The organism is Streptomyces sp. NPDC037288, assembly GCF_055603265.1.
In genome coordinates, this window is record NZ_JBVJVY010000003.1 from 17,129 (window position 1) to 35,362 (window position 18,234).

The 18,234-nt window shown below is 71.5% G+C and carries 14 protein-coding genes and 1 pseudogene; 10 read left to right on the forward strand and 5 right to left on the reverse strand.

Features of this window, described 5'->3' with window-relative positions; genetic code table 11:
• The first annotated feature begins 10 nt into the window (after window positions 1–10).
• Genes ACZ7GZ_RS04210 through ACZ7GZ_RS04220 form a run of 3 tightly spaced genes read left to right on the forward strand, consistent with a single transcriptional unit; the run spans window position 11 to window position 3,070 of the window.
• Window positions 11–1,372, forward strand: coding sequence for a sugar transferase (locus ACZ7GZ_RS04210; protein WP_471021231.1), 1,362 nt, complete (start codon window positions 11–13; stop codon window positions 1,370–1,372).
• A gap of 13 nt (window positions 1,373–1,385) precedes the next feature.
• A complete protein-coding gene (locus ACZ7GZ_RS04215; protein ID WP_471020816.1) occupies window positions 1,386–1,952 on the forward strand; it encodes a DapH/DapD/GlmU-related protein in 567 nt (188 codons plus the stop codon).
• Window positions 1,949–3,070 carry a glycosyltransferase gene (locus ACZ7GZ_RS04220; RefSeq protein ID WP_471020817.1) on the forward strand — a complete coding sequence of 374 codons (1,122 nt, stop codon included), beginning with the start codon at window positions 1,949–1,951 and terminating at the stop codon, window positions 3,068–3,070. The genes ACZ7GZ_RS04215 and ACZ7GZ_RS04220 overlap by 4 nt, the downstream gene beginning before the upstream one ends.
• A gap of 157 nt (window positions 3,071–3,227) precedes the next feature.
• Here ACZ7GZ_RS04220 and ACZ7GZ_RS04225 read toward each other — a convergent pair whose 3' ends face one another.
• Both ACZ7GZ_RS04225 and ACZ7GZ_RS04230 read right to left on the reverse strand, forming a co-directional pair.
• Window positions 3,228–4,448 carry a glycosyltransferase family 4 protein gene (locus ACZ7GZ_RS04225; protein ID WP_471020818.1) on the reverse strand — a complete coding sequence of 407 codons (1,221 nt, stop codon included), beginning with the start codon at window positions 4,446–4,448 and terminating at the stop codon, window positions 3,228–3,230.
• A gap of 28 nt (window positions 4,449–4,476) precedes the next feature.
• Window positions 4,477–5,457, reverse strand: a complete 981-nt coding sequence (locus tag ACZ7GZ_RS04230) for an NAD-dependent epimerase/dehydratase family protein (protein ID WP_471020819.1) — start codon at window positions 5,455–5,457, stop codon at window positions 4,477–4,479.
• Between the two features lie 152 nt (window positions 5,458–5,609).
• Between ACZ7GZ_RS04230 and ACZ7GZ_RS04235 the strand changes: the two genes are divergently transcribed.
• The 5 genes from ACZ7GZ_RS04235 to ACZ7GZ_RS04255 are packed head-to-tail and all read left to right on the forward strand — an operon-like array spanning window position 5,610 to window position 12,378.
• Window positions 5,610–7,130: a hypothetical protein gene (locus ACZ7GZ_RS04235; RefSeq protein ID WP_471020821.1), complete on the forward strand. Its 1,521-nt coding sequence runs from the start codon at window positions 5,610–5,612 to the stop codon at window positions 7,128–7,130.
• Window positions 7,127–8,710 carry a YveK family protein gene (locus ACZ7GZ_RS04240; RefSeq protein ID WP_471020823.1) on the forward strand — a complete coding sequence of 528 codons (1,584 nt, stop codon included), beginning with the start codon at window positions 7,127–7,129 and terminating at the stop codon, window positions 8,708–8,710. The genes ACZ7GZ_RS04235 and ACZ7GZ_RS04240 overlap by 4 nt, the downstream gene beginning before the upstream one ends.
• Window positions 8,707–10,251 carry a lipopolysaccharide biosynthesis protein gene (locus tag ACZ7GZ_RS04245; RefSeq protein ID WP_471020824.1) on the forward strand — a complete coding sequence of 515 codons (1,545 nt, stop codon included), beginning with the start codon at window positions 8,707–8,709 and terminating at the stop codon, window positions 10,249–10,251. The genes ACZ7GZ_RS04240 and ACZ7GZ_RS04245 overlap by 4 nt, the downstream gene beginning before the upstream one ends.
• A gap of 45 nt (window positions 10,252–10,296) precedes the next feature.
• A complete protein-coding gene (locus ACZ7GZ_RS04250; RefSeq protein ID WP_471020826.1) occupies window positions 10,297–11,853 on the forward strand; it encodes a fibronectin type III domain-containing protein in 1,557 nt (518 codons plus the stop codon).
• 3 nt (window positions 11,854–11,856) lie between these two features.
• Complete coding sequence (locus ACZ7GZ_RS04255; RefSeq protein WP_471020827.1) at window positions 11,857–12,378, forward strand: FAD synthase family protein; 522 nt, start codon at window positions 11,857–11,859, stop codon at window positions 12,376–12,378.
• Here ACZ7GZ_RS04255 and ACZ7GZ_RS04260 read toward each other — a convergent pair.
• Window positions 12,262–12,969 (reverse strand): annotated as a pseudogene (locus ACZ7GZ_RS04260) (CDP-alcohol phosphatidyltransferase family protein); the annotation flags it as partial. The gene ACZ7GZ_RS04255 and the pseudogene ACZ7GZ_RS04260 overlap by 117 nt on opposite strands.
• 41 nt (window positions 12,970–13,010) lie before the next feature.
• On the opposite strand from ACZ7GZ_RS04260, the gene ACZ7GZ_RS04265 reads away from it, so the two are divergent.
• Window positions 13,011–14,378: a glycosyl hydrolase family 28-related protein gene (locus ACZ7GZ_RS04265; RefSeq protein ID WP_471020829.1), complete on the forward strand. Its 1,368-nt coding sequence runs from the start codon at window positions 13,011–13,013 to the stop codon at window positions 14,376–14,378.
• Window positions 14,379–14,491: 113 nt separating this feature from the next.
• On the opposite strand, the gene ACZ7GZ_RS04270 is transcribed toward ACZ7GZ_RS04265, so the two are convergent.
• Entirely contained in the window at window positions 14,492–14,794 is a 303-nt protein-coding gene (locus ACZ7GZ_RS04270) for a hypothetical protein (protein ID WP_471020831.1), read from the reverse strand.
• 618 nt (window positions 14,795–15,412) lie between these two features.
• Between ACZ7GZ_RS04270 and ACZ7GZ_RS04275 the strand changes: the two genes are divergently transcribed.
• The gene (locus ACZ7GZ_RS04275) at window positions 15,413–16,930 is read left to right on the forward strand and encodes a fibronectin type III domain-containing protein (RefSeq protein ID WP_471020832.1); all 1,518 of its coding nucleotides are present in this window, start codon (window positions 15,413–15,415) and stop codon (window positions 16,928–16,930) included.
• Window positions 16,931–16,975: 45 nt separating this feature from the next.
• Here ACZ7GZ_RS04275 and ACZ7GZ_RS04280 read toward each other — a convergent pair whose 3' ends face one another.
• Window positions 16,976–18,115, reverse strand: a complete 1,140-nt coding sequence (locus ACZ7GZ_RS04280; protein WP_471020833.1) for a glycosyltransferase family 4 protein — start codon at window positions 18,113–18,115, stop codon at window positions 16,976–16,978.
• Between the last annotated feature and the right edge of the window lie 119 nt (window positions 18,116–18,234).

Below are 18,234 nucleotides of genomic sequence, written 5' to 3' on the forward strand. Positions count from 1 at the left end.
CTCCGTCTGTGTGGATCTCGTCGGGGCGGCGCTGCCCCTGTCGGCGGCGATCCTGCAGGGCCGGGAGCCGCGTGCGCTGCTCCTGGCCGCTGCCGCCGCCGCGTTGTGGCCACTGATCGGCGTGGCCGGCAAGCGCTACGCCCCCGGGGTCTGGGCCGACGCGGTCGATCTGCGGGCCGTCCTGAGGGACTGGCTGATCCTGGTCGGCGCCCTGGCCGTGCTCCACGTGCTGTGCGGACCGGACAACGGCCCCATCGAGGCCTTCACCGCGCTGCTGCCCGCGCTGGCGCTCACCGCGACCTGCCAGAAGGTGATCCGTCGCCGGCTACGGGCCGCACGCAGGGACGCCCGCGTACTGCACCGGGTCCTGGTCATCGGCGAAGGGCCCCTGGTGGACGCCGTGGTCGCTCAGCTCGCCCAGCGCACCGACCACGGATACGTCATCGTCGGCGCCTGCGCGGTGGGCGGGCATCCGGTGTCCTCCGGAGTCGCCGTGTGCGTACGGCTGGCCGGCGAAGCGCCGCAGCCACCGGAGACGGACGCGGCGGGGGTGCTCGCCGCCGTCGACGAACTGGCGGCCGACCTGGTCTTCGTGGCGGTGAGCCGCCACATGTCGGGCGAGCGGCTGCGCCGGCTGTCCTGGGCGCTGCACGACCGGGGCTGCCCCCTCGTCGTGCTGCCCGGCATCGTCGACGTCGCACGCCGCCGGCTGCGGGCCACCTCCGCCGCCGGACTGACGATGCTGCACATCGCACCGCCCGCGCGTCACGGGATCCCGGCCCTGTTCAAGGCCGTCGTGGACCGGGTGGGCGCGCTACTGCTGATCGTCCTTCTCTCCCCCCTGCTGCTCGGCGTGGCACTGGCGGTGCGGCTCGGCTCACCCGGCCCCGCCCTGTACCGGCAGACGCGCGTGGGCCGGTGCGACACGCACTTCTCCATGTGGAAGTTCCGCACCATGGTGGTGGGCGCGGACCGGCTCAAGAGCGAGCTGGAAGAGGCGAACGAGAACGACGGACACATGTTCAAGCTGCGTCGTGACCCGCGGATCACCCCCGTGGGACGCGTCCTGCGCCGCTATTCGCTCGACGAGCTGCCCCAGCTGTTCAACGTCCTGCTCGGCCACATGTCCCTGGTCGGGCCGCGTCCTCCGTTGCCCGAAGAGGTCGTCAAGTACAACCCCGTGGAACGGCGCCGGCTCACCGTCAAACCGGGTCTGACGGGGCTGTGGCAGGTGAGCGGACGGGCGGACCTCTCCTGGAACGAGACCGTCGCGCTCGATCTGCGGTACATCGACAACTGGTCCCTGGCCGGGGACGTCACCGTGATGGCCCGCACCGTGCGAGCGGTACTGGACGGCCAGGGCGCCTACTGAAAGGTACAGCGTCATGGCAGCGACATGGTCTCTGCGCGGCTTCACCGGTGCCGGATACGACAAGGGGCGGCCCCTGTTCGTGCAGGCCGCCTGGTTCGCCGTCCAGCACCTGGTCTTCGTCAAGTGGTGGTGTCCGGACCGCTGGCGTCCGCCGCTGCTGCGGGCCTTCGGCGCCCGCATCGGACAGCGGGTGCTGATCCGGCACGGAGTGCGGGTGCACTGGCCGTGGAAGCTGGACGTCGGCGACGACGTGTGGATCGGCGAGAGCGCCTGGATCATCAACCTCGAACCCGTCACCATCGGCCACGACTGCTGTGTCTCGCAGAACGCGCTGCTGTGCACGGGCAGTCATCTGCGCCGTTCCCCCACGTTCGAGTACGACAACGGCCCCGTCCGCCTGGAGCCGGGCAGCTGGGTCGCCGCGCGGGCGGTCGTCCTGCGCGGCGTCACCGTCGGTCGGGGCGCCGTGGTGGGCGCCGGCGCCGTGGCCCACCGGGACCTGGCGCCGGGCACCGTCCTGACGGCGGGCGGCACACCGGGGACGGCCGCGTCCGCATCCATGAAGGAGGTCAGGGCATGAGAGTGGTCCAGGTGGTCACGCTCGTCAGCGACGACGGGACCTTCGGTGGCCCGCCGAGCGTGGCGATCGCACAGCTCCAGGAGCTGGCCGAACGCGGCCACGACGTACGGCTGGTGTCCCTGTGGCGGGGCACGGCGCTGGCTCCGCCGCGCATCGGCACCATCCCCTTCGTCTCCCGCCGGGCGCGGACCGTCGTCCCGGGCCAGGGGTGCCTCGGCCTCATGCATCCCCTGCTGCTGTGGGATCTGTGGCAGGCCATGGGGCGCGCCGGCGCCGTGCACCTCCATGTGGGAAGGGACCTCGTGTCCCTGGCCGCGCTCGCCGTCGCCCGGCTGCGCCGCGTCGACTTCGTCGTCCAGACGCATGGCATGGTCGAACCCCGGACCGGCATCGTCGCGCGCGCATTCGACAGCGTCTACGTCCCCCTGCTGCGGCGGGCGCGCCGCTGCCTCGTACTCACCGAACGGGAACGGCGGGCCCTGTCCGCGGTGCTGGGCACCGGGCACCCGCCGCTGGTGATGCTGGCCAACGGCATGCGACTGTCCCCTCACGTGGGGCACACGCAGCCGCGCGACAGCCGTGAAGTGATCTTCCTGGCCCGGCTGCACCCGCGCAAACGCCCCGAGGCGTTCGTGGAAATGGCGGCCCTGGTCCACAAGGAGATCCCCCAGGCGCGGTTCACCCTCTACGGCGCCGACGAGGGATCGCTGGGCCAGGTGCACCAGCTCGTCGCCGACCGGGGCTTGACCGACGTGGTCCGCTACGGCGGCCCGCTGGAACACTCCGCGGCGCTGGAGGCCTACCGCGGGGCGGCCGTGTACGTCCTGCCCAGTGTGAACGAGCCGTTTCCCATGACGGTTCTGGAAGCGCTGGCCGAAGGAACACCCGTCGTGTGCACGAGCAGCTGCGGCATCGCCGAGGAACTGGCGCACCGGCAGGCCGCGATGGTCACCGACGGCACCCCGGAGGCCCTGGCCGAGGCAGTGAGCACCCTCCTCACCGACGAACACCTACGCCACCGACTGACCGACGCCGGCCACCGCGCCATCGAGGAAACCTTCTCCATTCAGGCGGTAGCGGACCGCCTGGAGGGCATCTACCGCGACCAGTCCCGGTAGAGACGCCGTTGTCCGCGGGGGGCGGGGGGGCGCCGGGGGCGCTGCCACGGTGGAGTGCCGGCGGGGCGGGGCTGTCCCGCCGGGAGGCCGTCGGCCCCGGGGCGGGGCTGCCCCCGGGCGGGATCCCCACCGGCATCGGGCGGTGGTCCGGTGGGGGTCACCCGCCTGCTGGGACGGTGCCGCGCGCCGAGGTGGTGGTTGCCGTTCTGAGGATGTGCTCGAAGCGGGAGGCGGAGGCCTCCAGGGCGAACTCCCGCTCGGCCAGGACCCGGCTCTGCTTGCCCAGGGACGCGGCGAGTTCCGGGTCGGACAGGACGTCCCGGACCCACGCGGCGGCGCCCTCCAACGAGGATTCGTCCGGCGGGAAGACCACCGAGCCGGCCTGCCGCAGCAGCTGGGCGGCCAGGTTGTCCGCGGGCATCAGGCCGAGCACCGGACGCCCGGCGCACAGGTACGACAACGTCTTCGACGGCACCGAGAACGTCCCGGCGTCCCCTTCGAGAAGGACGACGAGCACGTCGCCCGTGCCCAGCACCTCGGGCAGCCGCCGGTAGGGCTGGAAGGGCAGCAGCGTCAGCTCGACCCCGCGGGCGGCGGCGGCCTCCCTGAGGACGGGCACGGCCGGGCCTTCGTTGACGACCACGAGACGCACCCGCTCGCCCCGCCGACGCAGGCGCTCCGCCAGCTGCACCAGCAGCACGGGGTTGTGCTTCAGGCCCAGGGTTCCGGCGTAGAGCAGGGTCTTCACGTCGCTCAACCGCTGCTCGTCCGACCATGCGTTGGCCCTGGCCACGGGAACGATCTCGTCCAGCGGCGCCCAGTTGGGGATCACGGTGACCTTGTCGGCGGTGCCCCACCGCCGGTGCACCGGCACGAAGGAGTCGGCGATCACCACGATGGCCGCGGCCTGCCGTGCCGCCCACTTCTCGCCGGCACCGAGGACCTTCGCCGCGATGCCCATCGCGCCGGCGACATCTGCGGCGGCGAAGCTCTTGAGCGCGACGGCGGTGATGTCCTGGTGCCACAGCACCCAGGGGATGCGCAGCCGCTTCAGGGCCGCCGCGGTCACGGCGAGGACCGGAACCGGCAGGTTGGACAACAGCGCCACCTCGGGCCTGGCCCGTGCGACCTGCTGGGCCAGCTCGACGCCGAGCCGGGTCTCCTGGCCGAGCCGGTGCACATAGGCCTGTTTCCTCAGCACCGTGCGCTCCCCGATGGTGGCGAAGCGCAGGCCGGCGACGTCCGCCCCGAGGTCGCCCTTGCCGCTGAGATAGGCCGCGCAGGTCGAGTGGACCACCGCGTGCCCGCGGCGTGCCAGCTCCCGGCTGAGCTGGGCCTGGAAGGGGTGACCGCTGTAGTCGTGAACGAAGATCCTCATCGGCTTGTCGCCCTCCCGCACCGTCGGTTCAGCCGTGCGAGCGCTTCACCTGGTCGTAGACCCAGGCGTAGGTCCGCTCCAGGCCGTTGAGCAGGGGGACCGAGGGTTCCCAGCCGTAGATCTCGCGGATCAGGGTGTTGTCGGAGTTGCGTCCGCGCACTCCCTGCGGGGCGTCGAGCCGGTAGCTGCGTTCGCAGCGGATGCCCGCGATCTGCTCGACGAGGTCGACGAGCTGGTTGATCGTCACGAGTTCCGAGGAACCGAGGTTGACCGGTACGCCGCTGTCCCCGCGCATGATCATCCGGGTGCCGTGCAGACAGTCGTCGATGTACATGAAGGAGCGGGTCTGCCGTCCGTCGCCCCAGATCTCGATCCGGTGGTCACCGCTGAGGACGGCCTCGGCCACCTTGCGGCAGACCGCGGCCGGGGCCTTCTCCCGGCCGCCGGCCCAGGTGCCGTGCGGGCCGTAGACGTTGTGGTAGCGGGCGACGCGGGTGGTGAACCCGTAGTCCTCCGCGTAGTGCCGGCACATGCGCTCCGAGAAGAGTTTCTCCCAGCCGTAGCCGTCCTCCGGCTGCGCCGGATAGGCGTCCTGCTCCTTCAGCGCGGTGACGTTCGGATCCGTCTGCTTGCCGGCGGCGTAGACGCAGGCGGAGGAGGAGTAGAAGTAGCGCTCGGCACCGGCCTCGTGTGCGGCCTGCAGCATGTGGGTGCTGGTGAGCACCGACATCATGCACGCTGCCTTGTTGTTCTCGATGAAGCCCATGCCGCCCATGTCCGCGGCCAGCATGTACACGTACCGGGCGCCCTGGACGCCCCTGCGTGCGCCGTCGAGGAGCGAGAGGTCCGCGATGACGTTCTCGGCGTCCTCGTGGACCTGGTGCCACGCGCGCAGGGGTTTGATGTCGATGGAGCGGACCGTCAGTCCCTGCGCCAGGAGGGCGCCCACGAGGTGCCCGCCGATGAATCCCCCGCCACCGGCAACGACGGCGTCGACCTGCTTGTTCATGGACAACTCCTCTGGTGATGGGGAGACCTGAGGTGGGGCCGACCGCGCCGGCACTGGACTTCCGCTCGCCCAGAGTATTCATTTCTGCCCTATTTGCCCTGCATTGGCGCGCCCTAGGTGATTTACGGCATAACGGCGCTATATATCGGCCAGTGAGGTTTCCGCAGCAGCAGTCGTCGGCCGCAGAAGTCCCGGTGCGGGACGCGGGCGTGCGCAGTGTGCCCGCGCTCTGCGTCTGGGCCGTCGTCCTGACCGTCCTGCTGCCGGTGCTGGTCCTGCGGCCGCACAACGGGCCGGTGCCGATGGCGCTCGTGCTACAGGGTGTCGTCGTGGCGCACACCGGGGCCGCCCTCGCCCGCGTGCTCACCGCACCCAAGGTCCGGCTCGTCGCTCTCGGCTTCTGGATGTTCTCCTACATCTGGTTCGGGCTGGCCCCCCTGCCGATGCTCACCTCGGACACCTATCCCTGGCCGTACCGGGCCGGCGCGGAAACCTCCCTGCGGGCCGTGGCGACGGTCGAGCTGGGGCTGCTCGCCTACAGCGCCGGAACCGCCCTCGCCGCCCGGCGTGCGCACCTGCACGCCGCCCGGCCCGGCCTGCCGGAACGGCTGCTCGCCCGCCGCCTCTCCCCCTGGCGCGTCCTGGTGCTGTGCGGCTGCGCCCTGTCCCTGGCGGTGCTGCTGCTGCACGGCCAACCGGGCGGGATCGGCGCCTACTTCACCAGCCGCGAGGCCATCAACGAGACCGGCGCCCTGGACGAGGCACCGGACGCCTTCCTGCAGCCGCTGCGCAGCTGGTCCCTGTCCGTGCCCGCGTTCTGGGGCCTGCTGAGCCTGCTGCGCCTGCCGCGCCTGCCGGACGGTGACCGTCTGCTGCGGGGCCTGCGGTGGCTGCTGCTGCCCCTGCTCGCCGCGGTCAACATCATCGTCAACAACCCCATCAGCAAGCCGAGGTTCTGGGCCGGCACGGTGCTGCTGACGCTGCTGTTCAACGTGCCCCGGCTGTGCCGGCCCCGGGCCACCCGCGCGCTCGCCGTCGCCGTACTCGCCACGGTGCTCGTCGTCTTCCCCTACAGCGACTACTTCCGCTACGACGACCGGCACGCGGTCTCCGTCGTCTCCCTGTCCGAGCAGTTCACCACCAAGGGCGACTACGACGCCTTCCAGCAGGTGCAGACCGGCCTCGACTACGCCCGCGAGAAGGGGATCTCACCCCGGCAGGCGCTCGGCCCGCTCCTGTTCATGGTGCCGCGCTCGGTGTGGCCGGACAAACCCGACGACACCGGTATCGCGCTGGCGCAGTACGCGGGTTACGACTTCCTCAACCTGTCGGCGCCCTTGTGGATCGAGAGTTACCTGTGGGCCGGCCCGCCCGCGGTGGCCCTCGTGTTCCTGCTGCTGGGCGCGGCGGGCCGCCGTATGGACGAGGTGCGGGACCGCCTGCTCGGCCGGCCCGGCACGCTGGCGGCCTTGCTGGTACCCGCCTTCGCCTTCTACCAGTTGATGTTCCTGCGCGGCAGCCTGCTCGGCATCACCGGCCCGATGCTGCTGCTGCTGACCGTCCCGCTGCTGATCTCCACGCCGGCCCGCCGGACCGTCGGACTCGCCTCACCGGCGCTGCTGTCCGCCCCCACCCCGCACGCCTCACCTTCGCACGCAGGAGGACACCTGTGACCGGCCCCATCCCCTTCGACGACCGTTACGACGAACCGGATCAGCTCCGCGAGCAACTGCGCCTGCTCCTTCGCCACCGCGTCGCGATGGCACTGGGAGTCGTCCTGGGCCTGCTCGGCGGGCTGGCCGTGGCGTGGTACGGCGCCGGCACCTACAGCTCCGCCAGCGACGTCCTCGTCCGTGTCGGCGCCGACCCGTTCGGCTCGGTCAGCGCGCCCGCCGACAACCAGATCAGCATGAGCACCGAGCAGCAGATCGCCGCCGGCGCCACCGTCGCCGTCCGCGCGGCGCACACCCTGGGCCAGCCCGCCAGCCGGGCCGCCGCACTGCAGAGGCATCTGCGGGTCACCAACCCGGGCAAGTCCCAGGTGCTCCGCTTCGAGTTCACCGCCAACGCCCCGGGGCGCGCGGCACGCGGCGCCAACGCCTTCGCCGAGGCCTATCTCGCCGACCGCGCAAGCCGCAACGACGCGGCCGTCCAGCGGGCCGTCGCCGGAATGAAGCAGCAGATCACGGCGCTGACCCGGCAGGCGAAGAAGGAAACGGACGACGACGGCGGGACCTCCCCCGCGAAGAGCGAGATCAACAGCCTGCACAAGCGCGTGTCCGAGATCAGCTCCCGTGACACCGACGGCGGCGACGTCGTGCGCAGGGCCGCCGTGCCCGCCAGGCCCTCGGGCCCGGGGATGCAGACCCTGGTCGTCCTCGGCCTGGCCGGCGGCGTCGTCCTGGGCATCATGCTGGCCTGGCTGTGCTCGGCCCTCGACCGCCGGGTCCGGTCGGTCCGCGAGGTGCAGACCGCACTGCGCGCGCCCGTACTGGGCGTCCTGCCCCACGAGCGCCGCTCCAGGAACGCTCCGCTGACGGTCGGCCGTACCCGCGGCGCCCGTGCACAGGCCTTCCGCTCGGTGGCCTACCGCCTGACGCAGGCGGGGCTCTCGGGGGGTGGCGGCTGCCTCCTCGTGGTGGCCCCGCGGCGCCACGGCGCCGCCGGGACGGTCGCCGCGAACCTGGCCGCGGCCCTCGCGGAGTGCGGGCGGCGGGCGGTGCTCGTGGACGCCGACCCCGACGCGCCCGGTCTCGCGGCGCGCCTGCCGCTGGTGCCGGAGGCGGAGCGCACCGGGCAGGAGACGCCGCTGCCCGAGGGGGGTCTCCTGGTCGACGCGGGGTCCGCGGGACGGTTCGCCCTCTGCTCCAGCGACAGGACCGGCGTGCCCCTCCAGGCCGATGTGTCCCGGACGATGGAGCAGGTGTCATCCGGCACCGGCTCGCCCGTCGCGGTCGTCGCCGCCAGGCCCCTGCTGGAGCACCCGAACGCACTGGCCGTCGCCGAGGACTTCGGCGGTGTCCTGGTCGTCACCGGACGCGACACCCGGCGGGAGGACCTCAGGCAGATGAGCGAACTGATCGGCTGCTCCGGCGGACGCCTGCTGGGCGCCGTGGTGGACGCCGGGCGCGCGCGGCGAGGCCTCGGCGCCGCCGTGCTCCGCCGCCTCAAGCCGCGCTCCCGGGCCGAGGGCGTCCGGCCGGCCACGCAGCGGGCGGGGCAGCACGACACCCTCACGGTCACCCGGGGATGACGGCGTCCGGGGCGGCCCCTGACGCCACCGCCGGGGGGGCCGGCGCCCGCGGCACGGTCGCCGCCGCCGCACGGGGCGGGGTGTGGGGCGCGGTGGGTTCCGGTACGAACGCCGTGTTCGCCTTCCTCCTGGTCGGCCTGATCACCCGGGCGGTCGGAGCCCACGGGGCCGGAGCGATCTTCGCCGGCGTCGCCCTGTTCACCATCGCCAGCAACGTCTGCAAGCTCGGCGCCGACACCGGGCTCGTCCGCTTCATCCCCGGTGACCTCGTCCTCAACGGCGGCCGCTCGGTGGGCTCGCTGCTGCGCATGGCGGTGCTGCCGGCCCTGGCGGCCTCCACCGCGGCGGCCATGGTGCTGCTGTGGTGCCCCGCGGTGGCGACCACGCTGCTGCCGCACCTGCCGCGCGCCGACGCGCTCGCGTTGATCCGGTTCTTCGGCCTGGTCCTGCCGGCCGCCACCGTCAGCCTGATCCTGCTCGGTGCCACCCAGGGGTACAGCACCGTGGTGCCGTTCGTCTCCGTGGAGCAGATCGGCAAGCCCGTGCTGCGGGTGCTGATCGCGGTACCCGTGGCGTACTGGGCGCCCGGAATGCTGACCCTGGCGGCGGCGTGGCTGCTGCCGGCGCTGGCCGGTCTCGCCGCCGCCTGGCTGGGCCTGCGCCGCTGCCGGGCCCCCCGCTCCGCACCCCTGCCCGCGGGCGGAGAGTCGGTTTCCTGGCGGGACTTCTGGGCCTTCTCCGCCCCCCGCGCGATCTCCTCCGTCTTCGACATCAGCGCGGTCTGGGTCGGGGTCCTCCTGCTGTCGGCGCTGGCCACGGACGCCGAGGCGGGGATCTACACCGCCATCGGCCGCGTCGTCACCGCGGGCACCCTTCTCCAACTCGCCGTCCGCCTGGCCGTGGCGCCCCAGCTCAGCCGGCTCCTCGCGGTCGGCGAGTTCGCCGAGGCCCAGCATCTGCACCGCACCTCGACCTGCTGGATCGTCCTCTTCTCCTGGCCGCTGTTCGTTCTGATCGCCGGATTTCCCCGCACGGTTCTCGCCGTGTTCGGGCCCGAGTTCACCCAGGGTGCCCCCGCCCTGGTCGTGCTGTGTGCCGCAGCCGTCGTCAATGTGGCGGTCGGCAACGCGCAGACCGTGCTGCTCATGGCCGGGAAGAGCTCGTGGCATCTGGCCTGCACCGCCGCGGCGTTCGCGGTGCAGCTCACCGTGGGTTTCCTCGCCGTGCCCCGGTGGGGCATCCTCGGCGCGGCCCTCTCCTGGGGTACGGCCATCGTCCTGGAGAACCTCTCGGCCGCCCTGCTGGTCCGGCTGCGCCTGGGCTTCGCGACCGTGGCCACCGGTTACACACGTGCCTTCGCCATCGCCATGGCCGTCTCGGTGGCGCTGGCAGGGGTGCGCACCCTGTCGGGTGACACCCCGTCAGGACTCGCACTCAGCCTGACAGTCGGAATGTCGGTATTTGGTACTTTTTTGTGGCGATACCGTACGCCTCTGGGAGTAAGCGAGCTGGTCCAGGTGCTGCGCCGTCGCACCGTATGAGGCATCGCCCCTCAACCTGCCCGCCCCTTTCCTTCGAGGTGTCCCTTGCGCCACAGCAAGCTCCGCAAGAAGGCGGTCACGGGTCCGGCTGCCGCAGCCCTCATGTGCGCAGGCGCCCTGCTCTGCTCCCCCGCCGCCGCGGTGACGCGGCACGATCCGGCAACACTCACCGCCGATCCCCTGGCCACCTGGCAGACGGACGGAGTCGTCTGGTCCCTGGCCTACGCCCGCGGTGTCGTCTACGCCGGGGGCAGCTTCGGCGCGGTCCGCCCGCCCGGTGCCGCCCCCGGCACCCGGCAGGTCCCGCGGCACAACTTCGCCGCGTTCGACGCCGCGACCGGCGCGCTGCTGCCCTGTGCCCCGTCCTTCAGCGAGGGTGCCGGCCCGTACAGCGCCGGCACGGTACGGGCCATGAAGGCCTCCCCCGACGGCCGGGTGCTGTACGTGGGGGGCTCCTTCGGCCACGTCGGGTCCACGGGGGTGGCCAACGCGGTGGCCCTGAACACCACCGACTGCACCCTGCGCAAGGACTTCCGACCCGCGGTGTCCGCGACCGTCCGGGCCATCGCGACCACCAGCAGAGCGGTGTACCTGGGCGGCGACTTCGACCAGGTCTACGGCCGGGGCAGGGCCCGCGTCGCCGCCTTGACCCCCGCGGGTTCCCTGCTGCCCTTCAGGGCGAACGTGGACCTTCCCGTCCGCGCCCTGTCGGCCGTGACCTCCGGGCGCCAGCTCCTGGTCGGCGGGGACTTCAAGTCGGTCAACGGCAGGCGGGTCCACGCCCTGGCCGCGCTGGACCTCACCACCGGGGCGACGGTCCGCACCTTTGCGGGCTGGCTGCCGTCCGGTTCGACGGTCAAGTCGATCGCACAGGACGGCTCCCGCTTCTACATCGGTGCCGAAGGCGAGGGGCTGGGCGTCTTCGACGGACGCATCGCGGGCCGGCTCCGCGACGGCGCCATGCTGTGGAAGGACACCTGCCTCGGCGCCACCCAGGCCGTGCTGCCCCACAACGGCGTGCTCTACAGCGCCTCCCACGCGCACGACTGCTCCCGGACCCCCGGCGGTTTCCCCGAGCGGGGTGTCCGGCACACCCTCCTGGCCCAGTCGGTCACCGACCGGAGGATCCTGCACTGGTTCCCCGACACCGACGGCGGACTCGGCGAGGGCGTGGGCCCCCGCACCCTGGCCACGGCCGGGGGCGCCCTGTGGGTCGGAGGTGAGTTCACCCAGGTCAACGACCGGCCGCAGCAGGGCCTCACCCGCTTCGGCGCCACCCCCGCCACGAGCGTGCCCCAGAGCCCCGCTCTCACGCTCCTGGCCACGCGCCCGGGAAAGGTCACCCTCGGCTGGCAGGCCACGTGGGACCGCAACACCGCCGTCCTGACGTACCGGCTCTTCCGGGACGGGCGGCTCGTCTCCCGGCAGGCCGCGTCCTCCGCGTCCTGGGACCTTCCGGTCATGAGCTACACCGACTCCGTGCCCGCCGGTTCCCGCCACCGGTACGCGATCGAGGTGACGAACGGCACCCGCACCTCTCCCCGCTCCGCCGCACTGTCCGTGACGGTGCCCGCGCGCACCGGCCGGACGAGCGGAGCGTGAGCTGTGACAGCGACACGCATCGGCTACGCGCCCGGCGTCTGGGACCTCTTCCACATCGGGCACCTCAGCATCCTGCGTGAGGCGCGCCGGCACTGCGACCGGCTCGTGGCGGGGCTGGCGTCCGACGAGCTGACCAGACGCCTCAAGGGCAGGCAGCCGGTGATCCCGCTGGCCGAGCGCCTGGAGATCGTCCGCAGTGTGCGACACGTCGACGACGTCGTCGTGGAAACCCACGGGGACAAGCTGCAGATCTGGAAGCAGGTCGGATTCCACGTCGTGTTCAAGGGCGACGACTGGAAGGGCACCCCCAAATGGGACATCCTCGAACGCCGTTTCGCGAAGGTCGGTGTCGAAGTCGTCTACTTCCCCTACACCGTGCACACGTCCAGCACGCTACTGCGCAGGGCGCTGGAGCTGATGCAGCTCGCGGAACCACTTCACCAGGAAGGCCACCATGAACAGGACATGAGCCACGAGGAGCACGCAGTACAGGGCAAGGAAGAGGTCCCGACTGCCAAGAAATAGAAAGCAGACGCAGGTCGTGCCGTAGTCGACCGGCAAAAGCAGGACGGACCCCCACGCCGAGGCAGGACCCCCGCCCCTTCCCGCCGCCACCCGCCCCTTGAGCTGCTGCGTGAGAATTCCGCCGAAAAAGATCACCACCGCGGCGAGCTGGAACAGCAGGGGGGCCAGCAGAAGGAGCGGACTGGGAAGGGCGAAGAAACGGTAGAACGCCACCAGCACCACCAGGTGCAGGGTGACGATCCTGACGCAGTCCAGCACATGGTCCAGCCATTCACCCGACAAGGTCGCGGAGCGCTGGCTCCGCGCGAGCTGACCGTCCGCGGAATCCAGGGCGAAACCCACGGCAAGGGCCACACCGACACCGACCGACATCACGGGCTCCGGCCGCAGCAGGGCCACAGCGGCCAGGGCCGGAAAAGTGAACAGGGCACCGAGTAGCGTCAGCTGATTGGGGGTCGCCCCGAACCGGGAGGCCAGCGCCGCCACCACACGGCCGGCCGGGCGATTGACGAACCGGCTGTAGACCGACACCCCCTTCGCCGGTTTCTGTGCCGTCGACAGTTGCCTCAGCATTTCCGCGAACTCGGCCATAACCCTCCTTGGTGAAAACCATGTGAGAAAGGAAGGCAACTATGACAGAACAGGGTGGCGAGATGGCCCGCAATCGTCGGCGTATCCTGCGCGGCGGAACATCGCTGCTGGTCGCGGCAGCCCTGCCCGCCAACAGTGCGTCCGCCAAAAGTGCGTCCGCCAAGCGTGCGGATATCGGGCCGATGTCCTCGGTCAATGTCACCGATCTCGGTGCCGTGGGTGACGGACGCACCGACGACACACAGGCATTCGAGACCGCGTACACGCTCGCCGCCGCCCGCGTCCGAGACGGCGTGGGCCGGCTGGTGGTCGAGATCCCCGCCGGCGACTTCCTCATCACGCGTCCGCACGCCCTGTTGAACGGCGTCGCCCCGCCACGGCCCGCGAACGGTCTGCGCTTTGTCGGGGCGGGCAAGAACATGACCGCCCTCGTCTTCCGTCCGGACACCGGCCCGGGCTCCTATCTGTGCCGGAACGAGGACAGCTGGTCCAACCTCTCCTTCGAGCGCATGCAGTTCCGCTCCGCCACGCCGGGCGCCTCCTTCTTCCGTTCGTACTCCACCGGACAGGCCCAGGACTACCGGTTCTCGGAGTGCGAATGGCTCGGGGAATGGGAGTACGGGCTGGCCCTCGACGGCACGAACACCAACTCGGAGATGCTGTGGCAGGCCTGCACGGTCGCCGGCAGCTACCGCAAGGCGTTTCTCTACTCGGGGCTCACGGGACGCAAACAGACCGCGCCGAACGACCAGGACCAGTTCCTGAACTACTGGTTCAACGACATGAAGGTCGAATACGAGTGGGGTAACTTCCTGGAGTTCCCCTACGGCGGATCCATTTCCTGCCGGGGCGGCTCCTACATCATCACCGGCAAACGCCCCGCGAGCACCGCGGAGTACGGCACCACCAGCACCTTCTTCCGCTTCCCGGTCGGCGAGCACCACGACTCGGTACAGCGCTTCCACGCCCAGGACATCCGCTTCGAGGTACGCGACCCGGACGTGCGGATCATCGACTGCGTGTGGAACAGCGGAACGGTCCACTTCACCGACTGCGACGACACCGCGAACGCCTACAAGGACTTCTCGGCCGACATCCGTCCGCACCAGTACAGCGTGGGCCCGCGGGGCCCGCTGATCCGCTACGACTCCTGCCAGCTCGTGGGCCGTCACCAGTACCGGACGACCGGCCGGCAGGACACCCAGCCGGCCGTCGTCCGCTACGACATGTGCCTGCTGCGCAGCCGGCCGCAGCGCGAGTTCGCCGTCACCGACGGCCCCCGCGCGACGCCCGCCCCCTTCGTACGCTTCACCGACTGCATCGACGCCGACCCCGCCGGCGCCAGGTCCGCACCGGCCACGCCCGCCACCCCGCCCGTGTCCCCCGGTGAGACCTCGCCCACGGACTGAACCCCGGCCGTCCGACTGCCTCCGGCGTGTGGGGGCCCGGAATGTCCCGGGCCCCCACATCTGTGTACGGCGCGGCGGTACGGCACGGTCAGGCGGTGCCGGGCGCCGCCGCGTCAGACGTACTTGGTGGGCTTGACGCAGAAGTCGATACGGGTGATGTCCGGGTCCTTACCGCTCGAGTTGGCCGGGGCGTGGAGTCCCGCGTCGGCCGCCGTGCCGTCGGGGAAGCCCGTCGAGCTGTCGTACTTGTAGACCTTGGCGCCGGTGCTGCCCGTGACCGTGACCTGGACGACGGCACGGTGAGCGGCCGAGGGGATGCTGAAGCCGAACGCCTGTCCCTGGGTGAGGTGGCTGACGGTGAGCTGGAGGTTTCCGTCGCCGGGGATCGCCACGGCTCCGCTCGCCGGATTGGTCACGCTGAACCCGGTCGAGCCCGCCGGGCAGGTCGGAGGCGGCGGGGGCGGGGTCGTCTGGCACGGCGTGCAGCCCGACGGGGGCGGCGTCGTCGGCTGGCAGGCCGAGCACCCTGACGTGCCGCTCGGCTGGCACGCCGAGCACCCCGACGTGCCGGTCGTCGGGCACGACTTGCAGGCCGGCATCACTCGGGGAACCGCGTGGGCCGACGCGGGGCCGGCGGCGATTCCGAATGCCACGGTCGCGGTCAGGCCGGCGCCGACGAGCCGCGCTCCCCAACTCCGCCCTTGTGGCTGCGTCTTCGTTCGGGCAGCTACTCGCATAACGAGTACTCCTCCTCAATGCTTGGGTACCTGACCTCGGGTACCTGATCACGCCCTGGCGAACTCTCACGCCATTTCCATTGGCAGTTCGAGCTTGACCAAGTGTCCGCCGCCGGGCGTGCCCACACTCGCACGAATGGACTGCCGTTATGGATTACGACTCCTTTTCCTAGGCCATTTGAGCTTCAGTAGGGGCCTGAAGGGTGGAGCGCCCGCTTGTCGAATCCGGTGACACGCGGCCGGGTGTCTACCTTCGGAAAGCTTCTCGCCCCCGTATCCCTCGACCCGGGATGTTCCATGCGTCTAAGGAAAAGCACTTCCAGGACCGCTACCACGGCCCTTGCCGCGGTCCTCCTTGCCGCCGCCTCACTCACCACCGCTTCCGGCGCGCAGCCGCGCGACGAAAAGACGCTGACCGCCGCCCCGTTGGCGACATGGCAGACGGACGGAATCGTCTGGTCCGTCGAGTACGCGCGGGGTGTCGTGTACGTCGGCGGCACCTTCGACAGCGTCCGCCCGCCCGGCGCCAAGCCCGGTGAGAAGGAGGTCGCCCGGAAGAACTTCGCGGCGTTCGACGCCGTGACCGGCAAACTGCTGCCGTGCGCACACTCCTTCACTGGCGGCATGGGCACGGTCCGGGCCCTGAAGGCCTCGCCCGACGGCAAAGTGCTGTACGTCGGCGGATCGTTCGGCCACGTCGACCGCACGGGTGTGACCAGTGCGGTCGCGCTCGACACGGCCGGCTGTTCACTGCGCAAGGACTTCCGCCCCGCGATGAGCGCGCTCGTGCGGACCATCGAGGCCACCGGTAAGACCGTCTACCTGGGTGGTGAGTTCACCGTCGTCGACGGCCGGTCCCGGAACCGCGTCGCGGCGTTCACCCCGAGCGGCTCGCTGCTGCCGTTCAGCGCCGACATCGACGAGCCGGTCCGCGCGATCCTGGCCGCGCCCGATCGCGGACAGGTACTCGTCGGCGGCGCCTTCCACCACGTCAACGGCCGTCCGGAGCAGGCGCTGGTCTCCCTGAATCCCACCACCGGTGCGACCGTGCGGTCCTTTCCCGACTGGATCCCGGAACGGTCCACGGTGACGTCGCTGGTGCGCAACGGCGACCGCTTCTACCTGGGTGCCGAGGGCGCGGGGACGGGCATCTTCGACGGCCGCATCGCCGGCCGGCTGTCCAACGGCGCGATGGTCTGGAAGGACACCTGTCTGGGTGCCACCCAGGATCTCGCCCTGTACAAGGGCATCCTGTACAGCGCTTCCCACGCCCACTACTGCGGGCTGACACCGGGGGGCTTCCCCGACGGGGCCCGCCGGCACTTCCTCGCGCAGTCGGCCGACGACAAGCGCATCCTGCACTGGTTCCCCGACACCGACGACGGCATCGGTGAGAAGGTCGGTCCGCGGGCGCTCGCGATGGCGGGCGACATCCTGTGGGCGGGGGGCGAGTTCACCGCCGTCAACGGCACACCCCAGCAGGGCCTGACGCGTTTCGGGGCCGGTCCCCGCAACACGGCTCCCCAGGAGACCCCCCAGCTCACGAGCGACGGCTCACGCACCGGGAAGGTCACGCTGATCTGGCGCGCCTCTTGGGACAGGGACGACGCGGAGCTGACCTACCGGATCTACCGGGACGGGTTCCCCGTGGCCACGCGGAAGCAGCGGTCGGCCGAATGGTACCGCCCGGAGATGTCGTACACGGATGCGGTCTCCCCCGGCTCTCAGCACCGCTACACGATCGCCGTCACCGACGGAAGGAACACAACACCCCGGTCGGCGCCGCTCGACGTGACCGCGTTCGCCGCCAAGTGACCGGCCGGGGCGCGGTGAGGGGACGACGCCGAAGGGACGGCGCCCTCACGTGGTGATGGACTCCCTGCTCTGGCTGGGCACGAACGGCGTGGTGCCGATGCCGAGCAGTTCGCGGTACACGTCGCTCACCGCGTCCCTGGTCTGCTGGATGTCGTGGGCGGCGACCACGTGCGCGCGGCCCTGCGCACCCAGGGCCGCGCGCAGCGGCGTACGGCGCAGCAGCGCGGTCAGCGCCCGCGCCAGCGCGTCGGAGTCCTCCGGCGGCACCAGGCAGTGCGGCAGATGGCCGGGCGGCAGGCTCTCGCGCACGCCGTCCACGTCCGTCACGAGGACCGGCCGGGCGCACGCCATGGCCTCCAGGGGGACGAGCGCCCGGCCCTCCCAGCGGGACGGCAGGACCACCACGTCGGCGGCCCGGTACCAGGGGGCGGCGTCGGCTGCCGGGCCGGCGAACTCCACCGACGCGGGCGCCGCCGCGCGCAGTCGTCCCGCATCCGGACCGCTGCCGACCAGCACCAGCCGGGCGTCCGGCACCTGCCGTACGACGGCGGGCCAGGCCCGCAGGAGCACGTCCTGCCCCTTCTGCCGGCACAGCCGTCCCACGCACACGACGAGGGGGCCGGTCGCGGACCGGGCGACGCTCCCCTCGGGCCGGAACCTGCGTGTGTCGACGCCGTCGGGGACCATGAGCCACTGGGCGGTGATGCCGTGCCGTTCCCCGGTACGCCGTTCCGCCTCGCTCACACAGAGGACGCGTGCCGCCCACCGCGCCCCGAACTGTTCCCAGCGCACGGCCGCTTGGGCCTTGACGCCGTCCACGGCCTCGAACGACCACGCGTACGGCTGGAAGACGGTCGGGAGCCGGCCGCGCACCGCGAGCCGGGTGGCCAGCCCCGCCTTGGTGCCGTGCGCGTGCACCACGTCGGGCCGCACCTCGCGCAGCACCCGGGCCAACAGGGCCACTTCACCGGGGAGCCGGGGTCCGGGTGAGCGGGTCGCGTTCCAGGGAAGCAGCCTGCAGCCCTCCGCGCGCAGCGCGTCCGCCAGCGCGCCGCGCGGGCAGGCGACACTGACCCGCAGCCCCGCGGCGAGCTGCGCCACCGCCAGGTCCGTCACGAACCGTGCGACACCGTCCTCGACCGGCTGAGTGACGTGCAGGACGTGCGGCTCACGGGGAATGCGCATGACCGAGGCTTCCCTTCCGAAGAAAAACGTGGAACCAGCGCAAAGCATCTAGTCCCTTTTTCCGCGGAACCGTCAACCGTGTCGGAAGAATTCACCTGCTTGGACCCGCGACCGGACGG